Genomic DNA, 17,386 nt, shown 5'->3' on the forward strand with positions numbered 1-17,386 from the left:
TCCGGAGGTGTTATGCAACGATGTATTCTCGCTATCCTTTCCCTCGCATTTTGCGCTGGCGCGCAGGCCGTCAGTGAAGATGTGCCACTTAATCTCGTGACCAGCCAGGGCGTTGGTCAATCCATCGGCAGTGTGAAAATCACCGAAACCGACCGCGGACTCGAATTTGCTCCTAATCTGCGGGCGTTACCCCCGGGCAAGCACGGCTTTCATATTCATGCTGAAGGCAGCTGCCAGCCGGCGATGAAAGAGGGCAAAGCCGTGGCAGCCGGAGCGGCGGGCGGACATTACGATCCGCAACATACCGGTAAACATGAAGGGCCGTTGGGCACCGGGCATCTTGGCGATCTACCGCTGCTGGTGGTCAACGACGCGGGTGTGGCTGACCAGCCGATTATCGCTCCGCGTCTGAAAACGCTGGCGGAAGTGAAAGGCAAAGCGCTGATGGTTCATGTCGGCGGCGATAACATGGCCGACAGTCCGCAGCCGCTGGGCGGCGGCGGCGAACGGTTTGCCTGCGGGGTGATTAAGTAATCTTTTCGCCAATCGTTCCGGCGACCGGAGCCTGTTCCAGCTGCGACAGCGCGCAATACAGTCGCCATATCGCGGCGGCCAGCTCCCGGGCCGCCGGCTGATGATGGTGGTTCAGAACTTCGCAGATCCGCAGCAGCTCCTGCAGCGTGGAGGCCAGCGGCCGCTGCTGCACGCCACGCTCGCTCATCACATCGCGCAGCAGGTTGATACACAGGTCGCGCACCTGGGCGAGAGGATCGGAGCGCGTTTCCCACTCGCGAAGCTGCCAGACCACGTGGGAGCAGTTCAGCAATACCACCCCCCAGCGCAGCAGCCAGCGGCGAGCCAGCGCATCCTGGCTCTGACTGAGCTGGCTGACATGGTGATATACCAGCGATTCAAATTCGTGCTCGCTGTGCTGGGGGTGGCGGCTGAGCTGATCGACAAAGTGACGCCGTAACGCTCTGATATGGCGTCGACCTTTACGGGCGTCCGAGCCGGGACTGAGCACCGCAAAGGCCAGCCATGCAAAGCCCACGCCGACAATCTTACTTAAATTGTCATTAAAAAAGGCCGCATAGTCGTAAACCGGTGGGTTGGTGACGGAGATAAACGAGCCCATAAAGACGATAAGCTGCCCCCACAGGCCGGCAAATTTTGGCCACTGCAGCTTGAGTAACTGCATGGTGGTCAGCAACGGGAACAGAAACAGCAAGAACTGCCACAGGTCGGTTATCTGCACCATCAGGCCAAATTTCACCACAAAACTGAACAGCGACAGCAGCACCAGGGTCTGCATCAGCAGCGTCAACGAACGAAACGGCGAGGCGGAAACCGAATAGAGCACGCAGCAAATGGAGGCCAGGGTCAGGGCCGCCGCGCAGCTGGTCCACTGGGTACTGATCCCCCACGCGCCAATCGCCACCAGCGCGCAAAAGGTACGGATGCCGTTGAGCAATGCCTCTGCCTGGTCGGTGTGGCGGGCCAGCGCGGGCGCGGAAGGGACATTGAACTCGGCGATCGCCGAGGCATTTTCAACCCGGCTGATCCAGCGGCTGCTTTCCAGATAAATGCGGCAGAAATAGCGTAACCGCGCCCAAAAGGCGAGGTGGCGGTAATCCGCGTCCGGCGGCGGCGCCAGCGGCGCCAGAATGCGGGCGACGTGATAGCTGTCAGCACTGGAGGTGGCGAGCTCCGCGAGCAACGATTCCAGCACCTGGCGGGTATTGGCCGGGGCGTCAGGCCAGTTCAGCAGCATACGCCGCAGACTGGAAATGACGCTGGTCATGCGGAGCTGCTGGTGCAGCAGGTAGTTCAGCAGGGGATTTTGCCGACGGAAGCGGTAGTGGCTCCAGAAGGCCTGGATGCGCAGCAGGTTCATGGTCAGGATCTGGCCAATTACGCTTTCATGGGCGGTGCGGATGGCATCCGTCGTTTCCGGGACCCACAGCAGACTGGCGTGCTCCAGCAGGCGGGCGTGCATGGTTTTCAGGGCCGTCAGCAGATTGCTGCCATCGGAGGTGCTGGGCAGGATCATCATCATCAACCCGCCGCACAAGATCCCAACGATGACTTCGCACACGCGCGACTGGGCAATCACCCATAGCTCGTAGCTGTCGCTGATATTAATCACCGGAAAGGCGATGATGGCGCAGGTATAGCCCGCCAGCTGAAAGGCGTAGGCCACGTTATTGGTGAACAAGGCGCAGGCCCAGGTGCACAGCGCCAGCCAGCCGGAGATACTGAACAGGAACAGCCAGGGATCGTTGAGCGTATGGCCCGCCAGCAGCAGGGCGGCGCAGGCGCCGAGAAGGCTGCCGGCAATGCGGCCAAAACTTTTACTGATCACCCCGCCGACGGTGGGAAAGCTGACCACCGCCGCGGAGGTCATCGCCCAGTAGGGCTCATCCAGATCCAGTGCGTAGGCGATGCTTAACGCGAGACACATGGCGATGCCGTTGCGTAGCGCGTATCGCCACTGCGGTCGGGTGGCTTTAACCCAGGGCAGCGTGCGCCATGACAGGGTCTGCAGATTCATCACTGTCCGCCGATCGAGACGGTGCAGGTGGTACCGGAGACCAGAGTGACATCGGCCGGCAACGTATCAAAGGCAATCCGCACCGGCACGCGCTGGGCGAGGCGGACCCAGGGGATATTCGGTTTGATATTGGCCACCAGCCCGGTTCCCTGTTCCACGCTCTGGTCGACAATCGCGCGACCGATGCTGGCGACATGCCCCTGCAGCGTCTGCTGATTGCTGTAGAGAATGATTTGCGCCGGATCGCCGATGCGAATATGGCGCAGTTTGGTCTCTTCAAAGTAGCCCAGCACGTAGAACGAATGGCTGTCCACCAGGGCAAAGACCGGATGGCCGGTGGTGGCGTAATCGCCGACCCGGGTGGAGAGGTTAGTCACCCAGCCGTCTACCGGCGCTTTGACGACCGTCTGGCTGAGCTGCCACTGCGCATGTTTCAGCGCCGCCTCGCTGACACCGACTCCCGCTCTGGCGGCCGCCAGGGTAGTGGTGGCGGTATTCAGGGCGGTATTGGCGTTTTCAAGGTCTTCAGCTGAGATGGCATTTTGCGACAGGTTTCTGCGACGGCGGGCTTCGCTGGCGGCTTTGCTTTGCTCCGCCTGCGCTTTCGCCACCTCAGCTTGCGCTTTCGCCAGCTGCGCCTGGGCGTTCAGCACCGCGATGCGGTAGGGGGTGTCGTCGATGGTAAACAATACCTCACCGGCCTTGACCTGCTGGTTATCGGCCACGTTCAGCTGCAATATACTGCCGGAAACCTGAGGGGTGATCCCGACCTGCTCGGCGCGCACTTTACCGTCGCGGGTCCAGGGGGACTGAGTGTAGAAATTCCATAACAACCACGCGGCAACCAGAGCGATGGCCGCCACCAACAGTGTTGAAAGATATTTTAATTTTTTCATAGCAGGAAGATCACCAGGCAATCAGTAACACCAGGGCCAGACAGACCGAGAGCGCGAACAGGGAGAGATCCATCAGCAGTGGATGCCAGATGTCGCCCGCATACATCCAGTCACGCAGCTGGCGATGTAAAAACAGCCAGATAAAGAAGCCCAGCAGGACGGCTTTGAACAACGGAGGGAAATAGACGGATGCGCCGAACACCAGGTCCTGCAGCGGCAATCCGGATGAATTAAGACTCAGTTTCACAAGCAAAAATCCTTTGCCATAACAGGGATAACCTCAGGACGTGCTACTCTTTAACAGTGTAAATCATTGTTTTGGTTTTTGTTGAATCAAGTAATTCATTTGTTTTGATTATTCAAATGCTGCACACTATTCTAAAATCAGTATAATAACTTAGCAAGCTAATTATAAGGAGATGAAATTGGAATCGCCACTTGGTTCTGATCTGGCACGTTTAGTTCGCGTCTGGCGCGCGCTAATCGACCATCGCCTGAAACCTCTGGAGTTAACGCAGACCCACTGGGTTACGCTGCATAACATCCACCAGCTGCCGCCTGAGCAGTCGCAGATCCAGCTGGCGAAAGCCATCGGTATTGAACAACCGTCCCTGGTGCGCACGCTCGATCAGCTGGAGGAGAAAGGGCTTATTTCTCGCCAGACCTGCGCAAGCGATCGGCGAGCCAAACGCATCAAGCTGACGGAAAAAGCCGAACCGCTGATCAACGAGATGGAAGAGGTGATAGGCAAAACCCGCGATGAAATCCTCGCAGGGGTCTCGAAGCAGGAAGTGGAAACGTTGCTTCACTTAATTCGTAAACTTGAACAAAATATCCTCGATCTCCAGGCAAAAGATTAATCGTTTTGCGGCCCGGTTTATCCCGGGCCTTTTTTTACCTGCCCTGGCGTCGCCAGATTACCACCCGGTTACGTCCGCTGTTTTTTGCTTCATACATGGCTTCGTCCGCGCGTTGGACGCACTCTTCGGCTGTCACACTGCCGTCATGGGTCGTATACACGCCCATACTGATGGTCATCCGCTCTGGCAGAGGGGGTTGTTCGGCGCTGACCGCCAGGCGGATGCGCTCGGCGATCGCCTGCGCCTCGTCCTCTGCAGTGTTGACCAGCAGCAGGGCAAACTCCTCACCGCCAATGCGGGCGGCCGCGTCATCCTTACGCGAATGGCTGTCCAGCACCGAGGCGGCAAACTGGATCACCTTGTCGCCGGCGATGTGGCCATAGTTATCGTTGATGCGTTTAAAATGGTCGAGGTCGCAGATGATCACCGACAGCGGATGCTGGGCCTTCACCTTTGCCAGCTGCTGGTTGAGGGTATCGTAGAAGAAGCTGCGGTTGTAAAGCCGGGTCAGCGGGTCGCGTATCGAATTCTGGTATGAGTTGACATACTTGTGGTTAGACTCGCGATAGAGGATAAAGACGTCTACCAGCAGCACCAGGATCAGGAACAGGGTGCACAGCGTTTCAAAAAAACGCGCCTGATACCAGGCCTGATCGAGCTCCCCAACGGCAGAGAGCAGCTGGAAAATGGTGAACAAATATGCGCTGCAAAAAAAAGCGCCGCTGTACCAGAAAATATTGCGAAGTTTGCTAAACCAAATTATTAAAATCAGCGCGATAAACCAGACTGCCATCAGCAGCCAGCCAATAATACTTCGCCACAGCGGCGTAAAAGTATGGCTCAGATCGTCAATAAACCTAATGCTCAACCATGGCGAGTGGCTGGAGAAGATCCATGACAAAAAAATTATCATTAACGTAAAAACAATACATGCCGCGAAAGTCATTACATGGGCTTTAAAGGAGTGCATGATCCGTCGGCGAAAATAATACAAAATAATTGACGACGTGAATAAGACGGCCATCATTATATTGCGAAAGAAATAATATATCACAGCGTCATTTTGTTTCACCACCGGCGCGGGATTACAGCTGAGCCAGTCCGGATAGCTACTGAGGGTGCCCAGCATCAGTAACGCCGAACAGGCAAAACCGAAAGCGACAGGCGTCAGATACAGGCGACGCTTGCTGCTCCAGTATTTCATGCCCATAAAACAGGCAATAGTGATATGAAAAACCATCAGAAAACTGGTCAGCAGGGGAAATAGTATTGATGAGGTGCTGTTGAATCTGGTCTCAAAAGAGCTGGTTAACCCGGTAATGCCGACTCCGGCCAGCAAACAAATAAAAAAATAAATGATAAGACGTCTAACAACATGACTCACATGTTTGGTCATAGGCAATATTCCAGAATAATAAACAACAGCAACGAGGTTGGGTTGGCTTAATAATATTAACGGTTATAAGAGTAGTGGGGGCTGTGGGCAAAGATATTGCGCAGGCGCAATGATTGATGAAATATTAAAATTAATATGTGTTATCGCTAATACAAAACTTTTACGGCGAGATAAATGTGGGTGATAAGTACGATGCGGCGCAACTGGCCGCATCGTGACAGGTGTTAGCGAGGAGAGACGGTGACCTGGCTGCCGCTGCCGGCAATGGCTACGCGCTGTCCAACAGAGAACGGGGTGCTGCCCTGTTTCTGTACCACCATGATGGTGTTGCCATCATCTTTACGAATTTCCAGTTCCACGCCCTGGGTTTTATTCATGGCGCCCTGTACGCCCTGACCGGCTACGCCGCCCGCGACCGCGCCAGCCGCAGTGGCCAGAGAACGTCCGGTGCCGCCGCCGATGGTATTCCCGAGGAAGCCGCCCAGAACCGCGCCGCCAATCGCCCCGATGGCATTGCTGTCGTCGCCGCTCTGGATCTGTACGGCGCGGGTATGCACGATGGTACCGTATGTCACGCTCTGCACCTGTTTGGCTTCAGATGCGGAATAAACGTCGCCGGACAGGCCGCTGCTGCTCACACAGCCCGCGAGCGTAAAACCAATCATCGATACAGCCAAAACACGTAAAATCATTTATGAATCTCCTGTTCACCGAAGGTGTTCAATTGAACGTCCATGCGGTTAATTATATGGCATTTAGTCGTCGGCGGGCATAGCTTCCCCCCGGGATATACAAAAAATAATAATTAATGGTGCTTCAACCTAAACTAAACGCCGGTTCTTTACGATGTTCTCCGAAATGTCTCTCTATTGTTAAAAAGTATTATTACAACATAGCATTAGCAGACACTTTATGATGGAGTGAGACGCATACGAGGGTCATGGAATGAAGGAAAAACGTATGAGATCGGGTCGCTTTATTGGCGTTATGTCGGGTACCAGCCTTGATGGTATTGATGTCGTTTTAGCCGCTATCAACGAAAACATGGTGGCGCAGCAGGCCAGTCTCACCTGGCCCATCCCACACGCGATAAAAGAAGAGATCCTGGCGATTTGTCAGGGCCAGTCGCTGACCCTCTCGCAGCTGGGGCGTTTGGATACCCGCCTCGGAAGGCTGTTTGCCGAGGCCGTGCTGGCGCTGATGCGTCAGGAAAGTCTCAAACCCGCGGACGTCATCGCCATCGGCTGTCATGGGCAGACTGTATGGCACGAGCCGCAGGGCGATGCCCCGCACACGCTGCAAATTGGCGATAACAACCAGATCGCCGCCCATACCGGCGTCACTGTGGTGGGGGATTTCCGTCGGCGTGATATGGCGCTTGGCGGGCAGGGGGCGCCGCTGGTGCCGGCTTTTCATCATGCGCTGCTGGCGCACCCCGTTGAGCGGCGGATGGTGCTGAATATTGGCGGGATCGCTAATGTGTCGCTTCTGGTGCCGGGCCAGCCGGTGCGCGGCTATGATACCGGGCCGGGCAATATGTTGCTGGACGCCTGGATCTGGCGTAAGCAAGGTAAACCTTACGATAAAGACGCCCAATGGGCCAGTGAAGGTAAAGTGCTCCTGCCGCTACTGCAGGATATGCTGAGCGATCCGTGGTTTGCCTTGCCGGCGCCGAAAAGCACCGGTCGGGAATATTTCAATTACGGCTGGCTGGAGCAGCATCTGGCTCGTTACCCGGGGCTGCGCGGACAGGATGTGCAGGCAACCCTCGCGGAATTAACCGCCGTGACCATCAGTGAGCAGGTATTGTTAAGCGGTGGCTGCGAGCGTTTGTTAGTGTGCGGCGGCGGCGCGCGTAACCCATTGTTAATGGCGCGCCTGGCGGCCCTGCTGCCGGGAACCGAAGTCTCCACCACCGATGAAGCGGGGATCAGCGGCGATGATATGGAAGCGCTGGCCTTTGCCTGGCTGGCCTGGCGCACCATCGCTGGCCTGCCGGGGAATCTGCCCTCTGTGACTGGCGCCAGCGAAGCCACGGTGCTGGGCGCCATTTTCCCTGCCAACCCGCCGCAGAATCGGAGTTAACTGAAATCTTAAATACGACGCGACCGGTAAACTGGACAAGTTAAGCGGAGGGCGGAGTGCCCTCCGTGACCGGGAAAGTCGAAGGCAAACGAATGAAAAAAATTCTTATCGCAGTTGTACCTTTTATGCTGGCGGGCTGTAGCTACTACAACCAGTTTGTCGAGCGGATGCAGACGGACACGCTGGAGTATCAATGCGACCAGAAACCGTTGACGGTCCATCGCAATAACTCACGCCAGCAGGTGAGTTTTATCTATGACAATCAGCAGCTGAATCTGTCAGAGGGGCTGTCGGCTTCCGGAGCGCGCTACACCGACGGCGTCTATGTCTTCTGGTCGAAAGGCGATACCGCCACCGTCTATAAGCGCGACCGCATCGTTCTCGATAACTGCCAGCTGCAGACCGCCAAACGTTGAGATTTCTGTCCGGGGGGCGCACAATAACGCCACCTTATGACTATATCCTCAATGGCCATGTCTGATAACGACGAACTCCAGCAAATCGCGCACTTGCGCCGTGAATACACCCGTGGCGGTTTGCGTCGCCACGATCTTCCAGCTGAACCTCTGCCGCTGTTTGAGCGCTGGCTGCGTCAGGCCTGCGACGCGAAACTCGCCGACCCGACGGCCATGGTGGTTGCCACCGTAGATGAACGCGGCCAACCTTATCAGCGTATTGTGCTGCTAAAGCATTACGACGAAAAAGGGCTGGTGTTTTATACCAACCTTGGCAGCCGCAAAGCCCATCAGATTGAAAATAACCCGCAGGTCAGTCTGCTGTTTCCGTGGCATATGCTGGAGCGCCAGGTGATGGTGATCGGCAAAGCGGAACGCCTGTCCACGCTGGAGGTGGTCAAATATTTCCACAGTCGCCCGCGCGACAGCCAGATCGGCGCCTGGGTCTCGAAGCAGTCGAGTCGGATCTCTGCTCGGGGTATCCTGGAGAGCAAATTCCTCGAGCTGAAGCAGAAATTCCAGCAGGGTGAAGTACCGCTGCCGAGTTTCTGGGGCGGATTCCGCGTCAGCATTGAGCAGATGGAGTTCTGGCAGGGGGGCGAACATCGCCTGCACGATCGCTTTTTATACCAGCGCGATAACGGCGCCTGGAAAATAGACCGCCTGGCACCGTAATTGCCGAAATTAGTTATCGAAGCGCTGGCGCTGAAAGGGCCGGCGCTTTATTCTATGTACTTTTCGCATCTGGCGAAAAGTCGTGTACCGGCAGAGGTGCAGTCGTTTATACATGGAGAATTTGATGGCAAGCAGTAACTTGATTAAACAATTGCAAGAGCGGGGGCTGGTAGCCCAGGTGACGGACGAGGAAGCGTTAGCAGAGCGACTGGCGCAAGGCCCGATCGCGCTCTATTGCGGCTTCGATCCTACCGCTGACAGCTTGCATTTGGGGCATCTTGTTCCATTGTTATGCCTGAAACGCTTCCAGCAGGCAGGTCATAAACCTGTGGCGCTGGTGGGCGGCGCTACCGGTCTGATTGGCGACCCAAGCTTTAAAGCCGCTGAGCGTAAGCTGAATACCGAGGATACCGTGCAGGAGTGGGTGGATAAAATCCGCAAACAGGTAGCCCCGTTCCTTGATTTTGACTGCGGCGACAACTCGGCGATCGCGGCGAACAACTATGACTGGTTTGGCAGCATGAACGTGCTGACCTTCCTCCGCGATATCGGTAAACACTTCTCTGTTAACCAGATGATCAATAAAGAAGCGGTGAAGCAGCGCCTGAATCGTGACGATCAGGGCATCTCCTTTACCGAGTTCTCCTACAATCTGCTGCAGGGTTACGACTTCGCCTGTCTGAACAAACTGCACGGCGTGGCGCTGCAGATTGGCGGCTCCGACCAGTGGGGCAACATTACCTCCGGTATCGATCTGACCCGTCGTCTGCACCAGAACCAGGTGTTTGGCCTCACCGTGCCGCTGATTACCAAAGCGGACGGCACCAAGTTCGGTAAAACCGAGGGCGGCGCCGTGTGGCTGGATCCGAAAAAGACCAGTCCGTATAAATTCTATCAGTTCTGGATCAACACCGCGGATGCTGACGTCTATCGCTTTCTCAAGTTCTTCACCTTCATGGACATTGCAGAGATCAATGCCCTGGAAGAAGAAGATAAAAACAGCGGTAAAGCGCCGCGCGCCCAGTACGTGCTGGCAGAGCAGGTGACGCGTCTGGTGCATGGCGAAGAGGGGCTGGAAGCGGCGAAACGCATTACCGAGAGCCTGTTCAACGGCAACCTGAGCGACCTCAGCGAAGCTGACTTCGAACAGCTGGCTCAGGACGGCGTGCCGATGATCGAGATGGAAAAAGGCGCCGATCTGCTGCAGGCGCTGGTGGATTCCGAGCTGCAGCCGTCCCGCGGCCAGGCGCGTAAAACCGTCGCCTCTAACGCGGTGACCATCAACGGTGAAAAACAGGCCGATCCGGAATATGTTTTTGCTGACAGCGATCGCCTGTTTGGTCGCTACACCTTGCTGCGCCGCGGTAAGAAGAATTACTGCCTGGTCTGCTGGAAATAAAAAAATACTACCAGGGCGTGGGAAACCACGCCCTTTTTCTTTTTAGGGTTGTGGTAAGAAAATGAAGAACATCCTCGCCATTCAGTCTCACGTAGTGTTTGGCCACGCCGGCAACAGTGCCGCCGAGTTCCCGATGCGCCGCCTGGGCGCCAATGTCTGGCCCCTCAATACTGTACAGTTCTCTAACCATACGCAGTACGGCAAATGGACCGGCTGTGTGATGCCGCCTTCGCACCTGACGGAGATCGTCCAGGGCATCGCCGACATCGACAAGCTACAGACCTGCGATGCGGTACTGAGCGGCTATCTCGGATCTGCTGAACAGGGCGAGCATATCCTGGGCATCGTGCGTCAGGTAAAAGCGGCCAATCCGGCGGCGAAGTATTTTTGTGACCCGGTGATGGGCCATCCGGAGAAGGGCTGCATCGTCGCCCCGGGCGTGGCGGAATTCCACGTGCGCTATGCGCTGCCGGCCAGCGATATCATTGCGCCTAATCTGGTGGAGCTGGAGATCCTCTGCGGTCATCCGGTCGCCAGCGTGAGCGAGGCGGTGGCCGCCGCGCGGGAGCTGATTGCCCAGGGGCCGGAGGTGGTGCTGGTTAAGCATCTTTCCCGCGCCGGCATGAGCATGGACCGCTTTGAGATGTTGCTGGTGACCGCAGAGGAAGCCTGGCATATCAGCCGGCCGCTGGTGGATTTTGGCCTGCGTCAGCCGGTGGGCGTTGGCGATGTGACCAGCGGTCTGCTGTTGGTGAAACTGCTGCAGGGCGCCAGCCTGCGCGACGCGCTTGAGCACGTCACCGCCGCGGTGTACGAGATCATGTTGACCACCAAAAACATGCAGGAGTATGAACTGCAGGTGGTGGCGGCGCAGGATCGTATTGCCGTGCCGGAGCACTGCTTCAGCGCTACCCGGCTGTAACTTTCTGACTCTGCCCGGCAGACCGCCGGGCAGAGTCTGGTCTTACTTTAAGCCTTCCGCCGCCAGTGCGTCAGCCACTGCCGGACGCGCCGCCACCTGCGCCATCCAGCTGCCGATATGACCGCAGGCGGCCATATCCAGTTTAATCGCATAGCCCCAGCGCAGCACCGTGAACAGATAACCATCGGCGATGGTGAAGCGATGGCCGGTCAGCCACTGTTTATCCGCCAGCGAGGCATCGACGTACTGCAGTTTCTTCTCGAGCAACGCGCGGGCAACGGGCTTATAGTCTTCCGGGGTGTCCGGGCGGAACAGCGGCGTAAAGCCTTTATGCAGTTCGGTAGCCACGTAGTTCAGCCATTCCAGGGTCTGGTAACGGGCAACGGAGCCCACGGGCGCCAGCAGATGGCGGTCCGGCACCTGATCGGCGATGTACTGCATAATAGCCACGCCCTCGGTGAGCAGGATGTCATCATCCAGCAGCAGCGCCGGCACCTGACCTTTCGGGTTGATCAGCAGATAATCTTCCCCGTTTTCCAGCTGTTTCCTTGCCAGATCCACGCTCTGCAAAGTGAAATCCAGGCCGCTTTCGCGCAGGGCGATGTGTGAGGCGAGGGAACAGGCGCCGGGTTTGTAGAACAGTTTCATGCGTTACTCCTCGTGGCTGCAGTTTTCTGTATGTTAGTCCCGCCAGGGGTAAAAAAAAAGCCGCTAACCTAACGTTAGCGGCTTAAAAATAATTGGTTTTCCCTGCGGCGTCAGGCTGCCGCGGTTTCGCGTGCTTTTACGTCCGCGCTGTCGTCCTGAGTCATTCGGTTCAGCTTCGGCGCGGTCAGCAGCATCAGGGCGGCGATGACCGCGGTGACGATACCGATCTGCAGGAACACATGACCGTACACTTCCAGCGACACCAGCGGATCGGTGACGTTTTCCGGTACCGCCATCAGGTTGGCGATTTTCCCGGCGATGATTGCCGCACCGGCGGTGGTGAGGAACCAGCTGCCCATAATGAAGCCCATCAGACGCTGAGGAACCAGCTGAGCGACCATCGCCAGGCCGAGGCCGGAAATCATCAGCTCACCGATAGACTGCAGCGCATAGCTCAGGATCAGCCAGTTAACCGAGACGATACCAGCGTCGCTGGCGAACTTCGCCCCTAAAGGCAGGACGAGGAACGCGCCGGAGCACAGCACCATACCGATAGCGAACTTGTGCGGCATCGGCAGGCGGTCGCCCATCTTGTTATAGATGGCGGCCAGAATAGGGCTACCAATCATGATCCAGAACGGGTTCAGCGCCTGATACTGTTCCGGCTCGAAGGCGATGCCGAGGATCGAGTGCTCCACGTTGCGGATAGCGAAGAAGTTCAGAGAGGTCGGCATCTGGCTGTACAGTACGAAGAAGACGATCGCTTCTACCATCAGCAGGAAGGCGACGATCATTTTCCGACGCGCGGCGCCTTTCAGGCCCATCGCTTCTTTGGCGAAAATCACCACGATACCCAGCGCGATGACGCCCAGCGCCATGCGTGCGATACCCTGGTTGTGCAGCAGCCAGGTCGCGATAGCGACCAGCACCACCACGCCAGCGATGGTCGCCAGCAGTTTACCCATATGCACCGGGGCAAAGTCCGGTTTCGAACCGTACTGTTTCACCCATTTCTGGCAGAAGGCGAAGTTGATGATGGTGATCACCATCCCCACCACGCTCAGGGCGAAGGCGACGCTCCAGCCGAAACGCGCGGCCAGCCACGGAGTTGCCAGCATCGAGAAGAACGAACCGATATTAATGGACATGTAGTACATGGTAAATGCACCGTCCAGACGCGGGTCGTTTTTGTCATAGCAGGTAGAGAGCAGGGAAGACGGGTTGGCTTTAAACAGGCCGTTACCGACGGCGATTGTCGCCATACCCATATAGACGATAGCGGCGTCATGGCCGGACCAGGCGACCAGCGCATAGCCGATGGCCAACACGATAGCGCCCAGCATAATGACGCGTTTGGTACCCAGCACTTTATCGCCCAGCCAGCCGCCAATGGCGACCAGGCCATAAACCAGCGCGCTAAAGGAGGAGAACAGAGTAATGGAATCCGCTTCCGACATACCCAGCTGTTTTACCAGGTAAACGGCCATGATCCCTTGCAGGCCGTAGTAACCAAAACGCTCCCACAACTCGATCGAGAAAATGAGATAGAACGCGCGTGGTTGTTTGAAAGCGTTCAGACTCACGCTTTCTGCTGGTTTATTGTTTGCAGTAGACACATATACCTCTTTTTTTACATCCCATATTTACTGGGGGGTGTTCGGGGCGCAATCTCGTTGGACCGCCGCCTTTATAGTTATTCTTGGAGGGAAAACGGCAGGTAATGTTCACTATCCTGGCGCATCAGGCAAGGCTTTTGTAATAATCTGTTACACATAATCAGGGTGGCATAATGCTCCGGACATATGAATGTTATCCAGAGTTAAATTTCACCGTTACGTTATCGTTGATATTTTTATCTTTTTGATTGCCCGCTTTTCTTCAAAATGGCGATATATTCTGCTGATCGCGCAGTGAGGTAGTGATATGGTCCATTATCCTAAAAATTCATGGGCTATTATCCTGGCAATCTTTGCTCAGCCGTTGTATTACCTGACTTTAATTTCCATTTTTATAACATTCGTTCAACATTGAGTTGCGAGCATGATCTGGATCACAAATGTATAGAAATTTTGCGTTGATAAAAAATGAATGAGCTAGTTGTTTGTTATATAACCGGATAATTGCCCAGCAAAATGCAGTTTATGCGGTGTTAACGGCGGGTTAAATAGCTAAATACGGACCATAACCCAGAGTGAGGCTATGGTCGTGAGAAAGGCGCTCAGGCGTAGACTTTTTCTTTGAATTCGCAAAGGTCTTCAATCAGGCAAGAGCCGCAGCGCGGCTTGCGAGCGATACAGGTGTAACGGCCGTGCAGAATAAGCCAGTGATGGCAGTCGACCTTAAACTCGGCGGGAACGACCTTCAGAAGCTTCTCTTCAACCTGTTCGACGTTTTTCCCGGGAGCGAATTGCGTCCGGTTGCAAACACGGAAGATATGGGTATCCACGGCGATCGTCGGCCAGCCAAAGGCGGTATTCAGCACCACGTTGGCGGTTTTGCGGCCCACGCCGGGCAATGCCTCCAGCGCCGCTCTGTCCTCTGGTACCTCGCCGTTGTGCTGCTCCAGCAGGATACGGCAGGTTTTGATGACGTTTTCCGCTTTGCTGTTAAACAGGCCGATGGTCTTGATATAGGATTTCACGCCCTCCACTCCCAGCGCCAGCATCGCCGCGGGCGTGTTGGCCACCGGGTAGAGTTTGGCTGTCGCTTTATTGACGCTCACGTCGGTTGCCTGCGCCGAGAGCAGGACGGCAATCAGCAGCTCAAACGGCGAGCTGAAGTGCAGCTCGGTGGTGGGGTGGGGATCATTGTCCCGCAGCCTGGTCAGGATCGCCAGGCGTTTGGCTTTGTTCATGTTACGCTTTCCCTGTCGCGTCAGACGGGGCGACAGCGTCGGCCCGGGCCGCCTGCGCCTTCCGCTGCTTGCTACGTTCATCGATAAGGTATTTTACCGCCAGCATCATGCCGAGGCCAATAAAGGCGCCTGGCGGCAGCATAGCCAGCAGGAAAGGGGTGTCCGTATGGAAAACCTCGATGCGCAGCACCTTTGCCCAGCTGCCAAGCAGGCTGTCGGCGCCGTCAAACAGCGTGCCATTGCCGAGGATTTCGCGCAGGGAGCCCAGCACGAACATCGCGCAGGTGGCCCCCATACCGATAGAGAAACCGTCCAGCGCCGACAGCGCCGGCCCTTTTTTGGCGGCAAAGGCTTCGGCGCGGCCCACCACGATGCAGTTGGTGACGATAAGCGGGATAAATATCCCCAGCGACTGATACAGACCGAACGCATAGGCGTTGATCAGCATCTGCACCACGCTCACTACCGAGGCGATGATCATCACGTAGATCGGGATGCGGATCTCCGCCGGGGTCCAGCGGCGCAGGCTGGAGATGGTCAGGTTGGTCAGGGTCAGCACCAGGGTGGTCGCCAGACCCAGCCCAAGGGCGTTGGTGGCGGTCGAGGTGACTGCCAGCAGGGGACACATCCCTAACAGCTGAACCAGAGCGGAGTTGTTTTTCCACAGACCCTGGACGATGACGTCTTTAACTTCGCTCATGGTTACTCTCCACAGGCGCTGAATTCAGGAAGTTGCGCAGGCAGCGTTTGTGCATACAGGCCTGCGCGCTTAACGGCATTGACCACCGCCCGGGGGGTGATGGTGGCGCCGGTGAACTGGTCAAAATCGCCGCCGTCTTTTTTGACCGCCCAATGGCTGTCGCCCTGACCGTGGATGACTTTCCCGGCAAAATGGGTGATCCAGTCCGACAGGCGAAGCTCGATTTTATCCCCCAGACCCGGGGTCTCATGATGCTCGGTCACGCGGGTGCCGAGGACCGTGCCGCTAAAATCGGCGGCCACCAGCAGCTGGATCGCTCCGGAATAGCCGTCCGGCGCGGTGGCTTCCATGACCGCGCCAATCGGCTGACCGTTATTTTTGGCAATCCACACTTTATGCTGGCCTTTGCCCAGCGCCGGGGCGCTGACCAGATAGCAGCTCTTGAGCAGATCGTTATTATAGCGGTCGGCAGGTAAAACCTGGTCGAATAACGCTTTCTGCTGCAGGGCCGCCTGCTGGTCGATGGTGCTTTTGGTCAGCTCATTGATCGCCGCCGTTAGCCCGGTGGAGCCGGCGGCAAAAAGCGCCAGCGTGACGCCGTGTTTTCGCATCGTTTTTAACATCATCGTTCTCTCAACGGTGGCCATACACGCGCGGGCGCGTGTAGTAATCGATCAGCGGCACGGTAATATTCGCCAGCAGAACGGCAAACGCCACACCGTCCGGGTAACCGCCGAAGCTGCGAATAAGCCACACCAGCAGGCCGGCGAGGGCGCCGAAGATCAGACGTCCGCGGTTGGTTGTCGAGGCCGTCACCGGGTCGGTCAGAATAAAGAAGGCGCCAAGCATGGTGGCCCCGGAGAATAAATGCATCTGCGGCGAGGCCAGACTCTGCGGCGAGAAGATCCAGCCGAGGGTTGCGCACAGGCCAAGGCTGACGAGGAAGCTGACCGGTATATGCCAGCGGATCGCCTTCTGCCACAGCAGGAACAGACCGCCCGCCAGCCAGGCGATATTCACCCACTGCCAGCCCAGCCCCGCCAGAACGCCGCCGTAAACCGGCAACTGCAGTACCTGCTGGACGCTATGCCCGGAATGCAGGGAGGTTTTGAAAGTATCCAGCGGGGTGGCCTGACTGATGCCGTCGATACCCAGCCGCAGGGTGGCCATGTCGTCTCCGACGGCGGTATGACCGGTGAAGATCATCTGCAGCGTATCGCTGAACGTCGGGATATGGGCGGCAATCTCGTAAGAAGGCAGCCAGGAGGTCATCTGCACTGGGAACGAAATCAGCAGCACGACATAGCCGATCATCGCCGGGTTGAAAGGGTTATGGCCGAGTCCACCGTACAACTGCTTGGCGATCACTACGGCAAAGGCGGTGCCGAGCACCACCATCCACCAGGGGGCCAGCGGCGGAATACTCACCGCCAGCAGCAGGCCGGTGAGCAGGGCGGAGTTATCCCTCAGGGTGGCCGCAACAGGCTGTTTGCGCAGTTTGAGAATAGCGGCTTCCGTTGCCCAGGCCGTCAGGGCGGCGAGGACAATCTGCAGGACGGTGCCCCAGCCGAAAAACCACGTCTGGATCACAATACCAGGCACGGCGGCGAGCAGCACCAGCAGCATAATGCGCGAGGTCTGCCGCTGGTTATGGGTATAGGGGGAGCTTGCGATTCTGAAAACCATTTATTCCTCGTTAACTGCCTGCTGTGTTGCTTTGCGCGCCTGAACGCGAGCGATCGCCGCGGCGACGGCCGCTTTGCGTGGGTCGTCATTGGCTGCGGTTGACGCAATATCCGCCTGGGCAGCCTGCTGTTCGGCTTTGCGCGCTTTGGCGCGGGCGATAGCGGCCTCCACCGCGGCCTTGCGCGGGTCGACCGGCTCGGCTGGCGGGGCTTCCGCCGGCGCGGCCTGCTGTTCAGCTTTGCGCGCTTTGGCGCGGGCG

19 protein-coding genes are annotated in these 17,386 nt (G+C 57.0%); 7 read left to right on the plus strand and 12 right to left on the minus strand.

What is annotated here, in order from left to right; translation table 11 throughout:
• Nucleotides 1-12 precede the first annotated feature (12 nt).
• On the plus strand, nucleotides 13-534 hold the full coding sequence (sodC, locus tag ABLV76_RS02680; protein WP_017901092.1) for a superoxide dismutase [Cu-Zn] SodC: 522 nt from the start codon (nucleotides 13-15) through the stop codon (nucleotides 532-534).
• Here the strand turns inward: sodC and ABLV76_RS02685 are convergent.
• Genes ABLV76_RS02685 through ABLV76_RS02695 form a run of 3 tightly spaced genes read right to left on the minus strand, consistent with a single transcriptional unit; the run spans nucleotide 527 to nucleotide 3,694 of the window.
• Nucleotides 527-2,551 carry an FUSC family protein gene (locus ABLV76_RS02685; RefSeq protein WP_348878170.1) on the minus strand — a complete coding sequence of 675 codons (2,025 nt, stop codon included), beginning with the start codon at nucleotides 2,549-2,551 and terminating at the stop codon, nucleotides 527-529. The two genes, sodC and ABLV76_RS02685, sit on opposite strands and share 8 nt — an antisense overlap.
• The gene (locus tag ABLV76_RS02690; RefSeq protein ID WP_023318434.1) at nucleotides 2,551-3,447 is read right to left on the minus strand and encodes an HlyD family secretion protein; all 897 of its coding nucleotides are present in this window, start codon (nucleotides 3,445-3,447) and stop codon (nucleotides 2,551-2,553) included. The genes ABLV76_RS02685 and ABLV76_RS02690 overlap by 1 nt, the downstream gene beginning before the upstream one ends.
• Nucleotides 3,448-3,457: 10 nt before the next feature.
• Entirely contained in the window at nucleotides 3,458-3,694 is a 237-nt protein-coding gene (locus ABLV76_RS02695) for a DUF1656 domain-containing protein (protein ID WP_004202868.1), read from the minus strand.
• 172 nt (nucleotides 3,695-3,866) lie between these two features.
• Here ABLV76_RS02695 and slyA point away from each other — a divergent pair, with 172 nt between their 5' ends.
• A complete protein-coding gene (gene slyA, locus ABLV76_RS02700; RefSeq protein ID WP_017901090.1) occupies nucleotides 3,867-4,307 on the plus strand; it encodes a transcriptional regulator SlyA in 441 nt (146 codons plus the stop codon).
• 34 nt (nucleotides 4,308-4,341) lie between these two features.
• Here slyA and ABLV76_RS02705 read toward each other — a convergent pair whose 3' ends face one another.
• Nucleotides 4,342-5,703, minus strand: a complete 1,362-nt coding sequence (locus ABLV76_RS02705; RefSeq protein WP_348878171.1) for a GGDEF domain-containing protein — start codon at nucleotides 5,701-5,703, stop codon at nucleotides 4,342-4,344.
• A gap of 224 nt (nucleotides 5,704-5,927) precedes the next feature.
• Nucleotides 5,928-6,395, minus strand: a complete 468-nt coding sequence (gene slyB / locus ABLV76_RS02710) for an outer membrane lipoprotein SlyB (RefSeq protein WP_002907749.1) — start codon at nucleotides 6,393-6,395, stop codon at nucleotides 5,928-5,930.
• 268 nt (nucleotides 6,396-6,663) lie between these two features.
• Here slyB and anmK point away from each other — a divergent pair, with 268 nt between their 5' ends.
• The 5 genes from anmK to pdxY all read left to right on the plus strand — a co-directional run bounded on the left by anmK (nucleotide 6,664) and on the right by pdxY (nucleotide 11,239).
• Entirely contained in the window at nucleotides 6,664-7,788 is a 1,125-nt protein-coding gene (gene anmK, locus ABLV76_RS02715) for an anhydro-N-acetylmuramic acid kinase (RefSeq protein WP_017901088.1), read from the plus strand.
• Between the two features lie 92 nt (nucleotides 7,789-7,880).
• Nucleotides 7,881-8,204 carry a C-type lysozyme inhibitor gene (mliC, locus tag ABLV76_RS02720; protein ID WP_004202862.1) on the plus strand — a complete coding sequence of 108 codons (324 nt, stop codon included), beginning with the start codon at nucleotides 7,881-7,883 and terminating at the stop codon, nucleotides 8,202-8,204.
• Nucleotides 8,205-8,261: 57 nt separating this feature from the next.
• Entirely contained in the window at nucleotides 8,262-8,918 is a 657-nt protein-coding gene (gene pdxH / locus ABLV76_RS02725; protein WP_025710831.1) for a pyridoxamine 5'-phosphate oxidase, read from the plus strand.
• Between the two features lie 124 nt (nucleotides 8,919-9,042).
• Complete coding sequence (gene tyrS / locus ABLV76_RS02730; protein ID WP_004175868.1) at nucleotides 9,043-10,317, plus strand: tyrosine--tRNA ligase; 1,275 nt, start codon at nucleotides 9,043-9,045, stop codon at nucleotides 10,315-10,317.
• 61 nt (nucleotides 10,318-10,378) lie between these two features.
• Entirely contained in the window at nucleotides 10,379-11,239 is an 861-nt protein-coding gene (gene pdxY / locus ABLV76_RS02735) for a pyridoxal kinase PdxY (protein WP_057215612.1), read from the plus strand.
• Between the two features lie 42 nt (nucleotides 11,240-11,281).
• On the opposite strand, the gene gstA is transcribed toward pdxY, so the two are convergent.
• From gstA to ABLV76_RS02770, 7 genes are all read right to left on the minus strand, one after another.
• On the minus strand, nucleotides 11,282-11,887 hold the full coding sequence (gstA, locus tag ABLV76_RS02740; protein WP_004202856.1) for a glutathione transferase GstA: 606 nt from the start codon (nucleotides 11,885-11,887) through the stop codon (nucleotides 11,282-11,284).
• Nucleotides 11,888-11,997: 110 nt separating this feature from the next.
• Entirely contained in the window at nucleotides 11,998-13,503 is a 1,506-nt protein-coding gene (gene dtpA / locus ABLV76_RS02745; protein ID WP_004202855.1) for a dipeptide/tripeptide permease DtpA, read from the minus strand.
• A gap of 602 nt (nucleotides 13,504-14,105) precedes the next feature.
• Complete coding sequence (gene nth / locus ABLV76_RS02750) at nucleotides 14,106-14,741, minus strand: endonuclease III (RefSeq protein ID WP_004202854.1); 636 nt, start codon at nucleotides 14,739-14,741, stop codon at nucleotides 14,106-14,108.
• Nucleotide 14,742: 1 nt separating this feature from the next.
• A complete protein-coding gene (locus ABLV76_RS02755) occupies nucleotides 14,743-15,441 on the minus strand; it encodes an electron transport complex subunit E (protein WP_017900824.1) in 699 nt (232 codons plus the stop codon).
• A 2-nt stretch (nucleotides 15,442-15,443) separates the two neighbouring features.
• Nucleotides 15,444-16,064, minus strand: coding sequence for an electron transport complex subunit RsxG (gene rsxG, locus ABLV76_RS02760; RefSeq protein ID WP_064183401.1), 621 nt, complete (start codon nucleotides 16,062-16,064; stop codon nucleotides 15,444-15,446).
• Nucleotides 16,065-16,074: 10 nt separating this feature from the next.
• Entirely contained in the window at nucleotides 16,075-17,127 is a 1,053-nt protein-coding gene (rsxD, locus tag ABLV76_RS02765; protein ID WP_049004654.1) for an electron transport complex subunit RsxD, read from the minus strand.
• The coding region (locus ABLV76_RS02770; protein WP_348878172.1) for a hypothetical protein at nucleotides 17,128-17,386 on the minus strand (259 nt) is incomplete at its 5' end.

The sequence above is a fragment of the Klebsiella sp. GB_Kp047 genome (genome assembly GCF_040065235.1).
GTDB lineage: Bacteria > Pseudomonadota > Gammaproteobacteria > Enterobacterales > Enterobacteriaceae > Klebsiella > Klebsiella quasipneumoniae.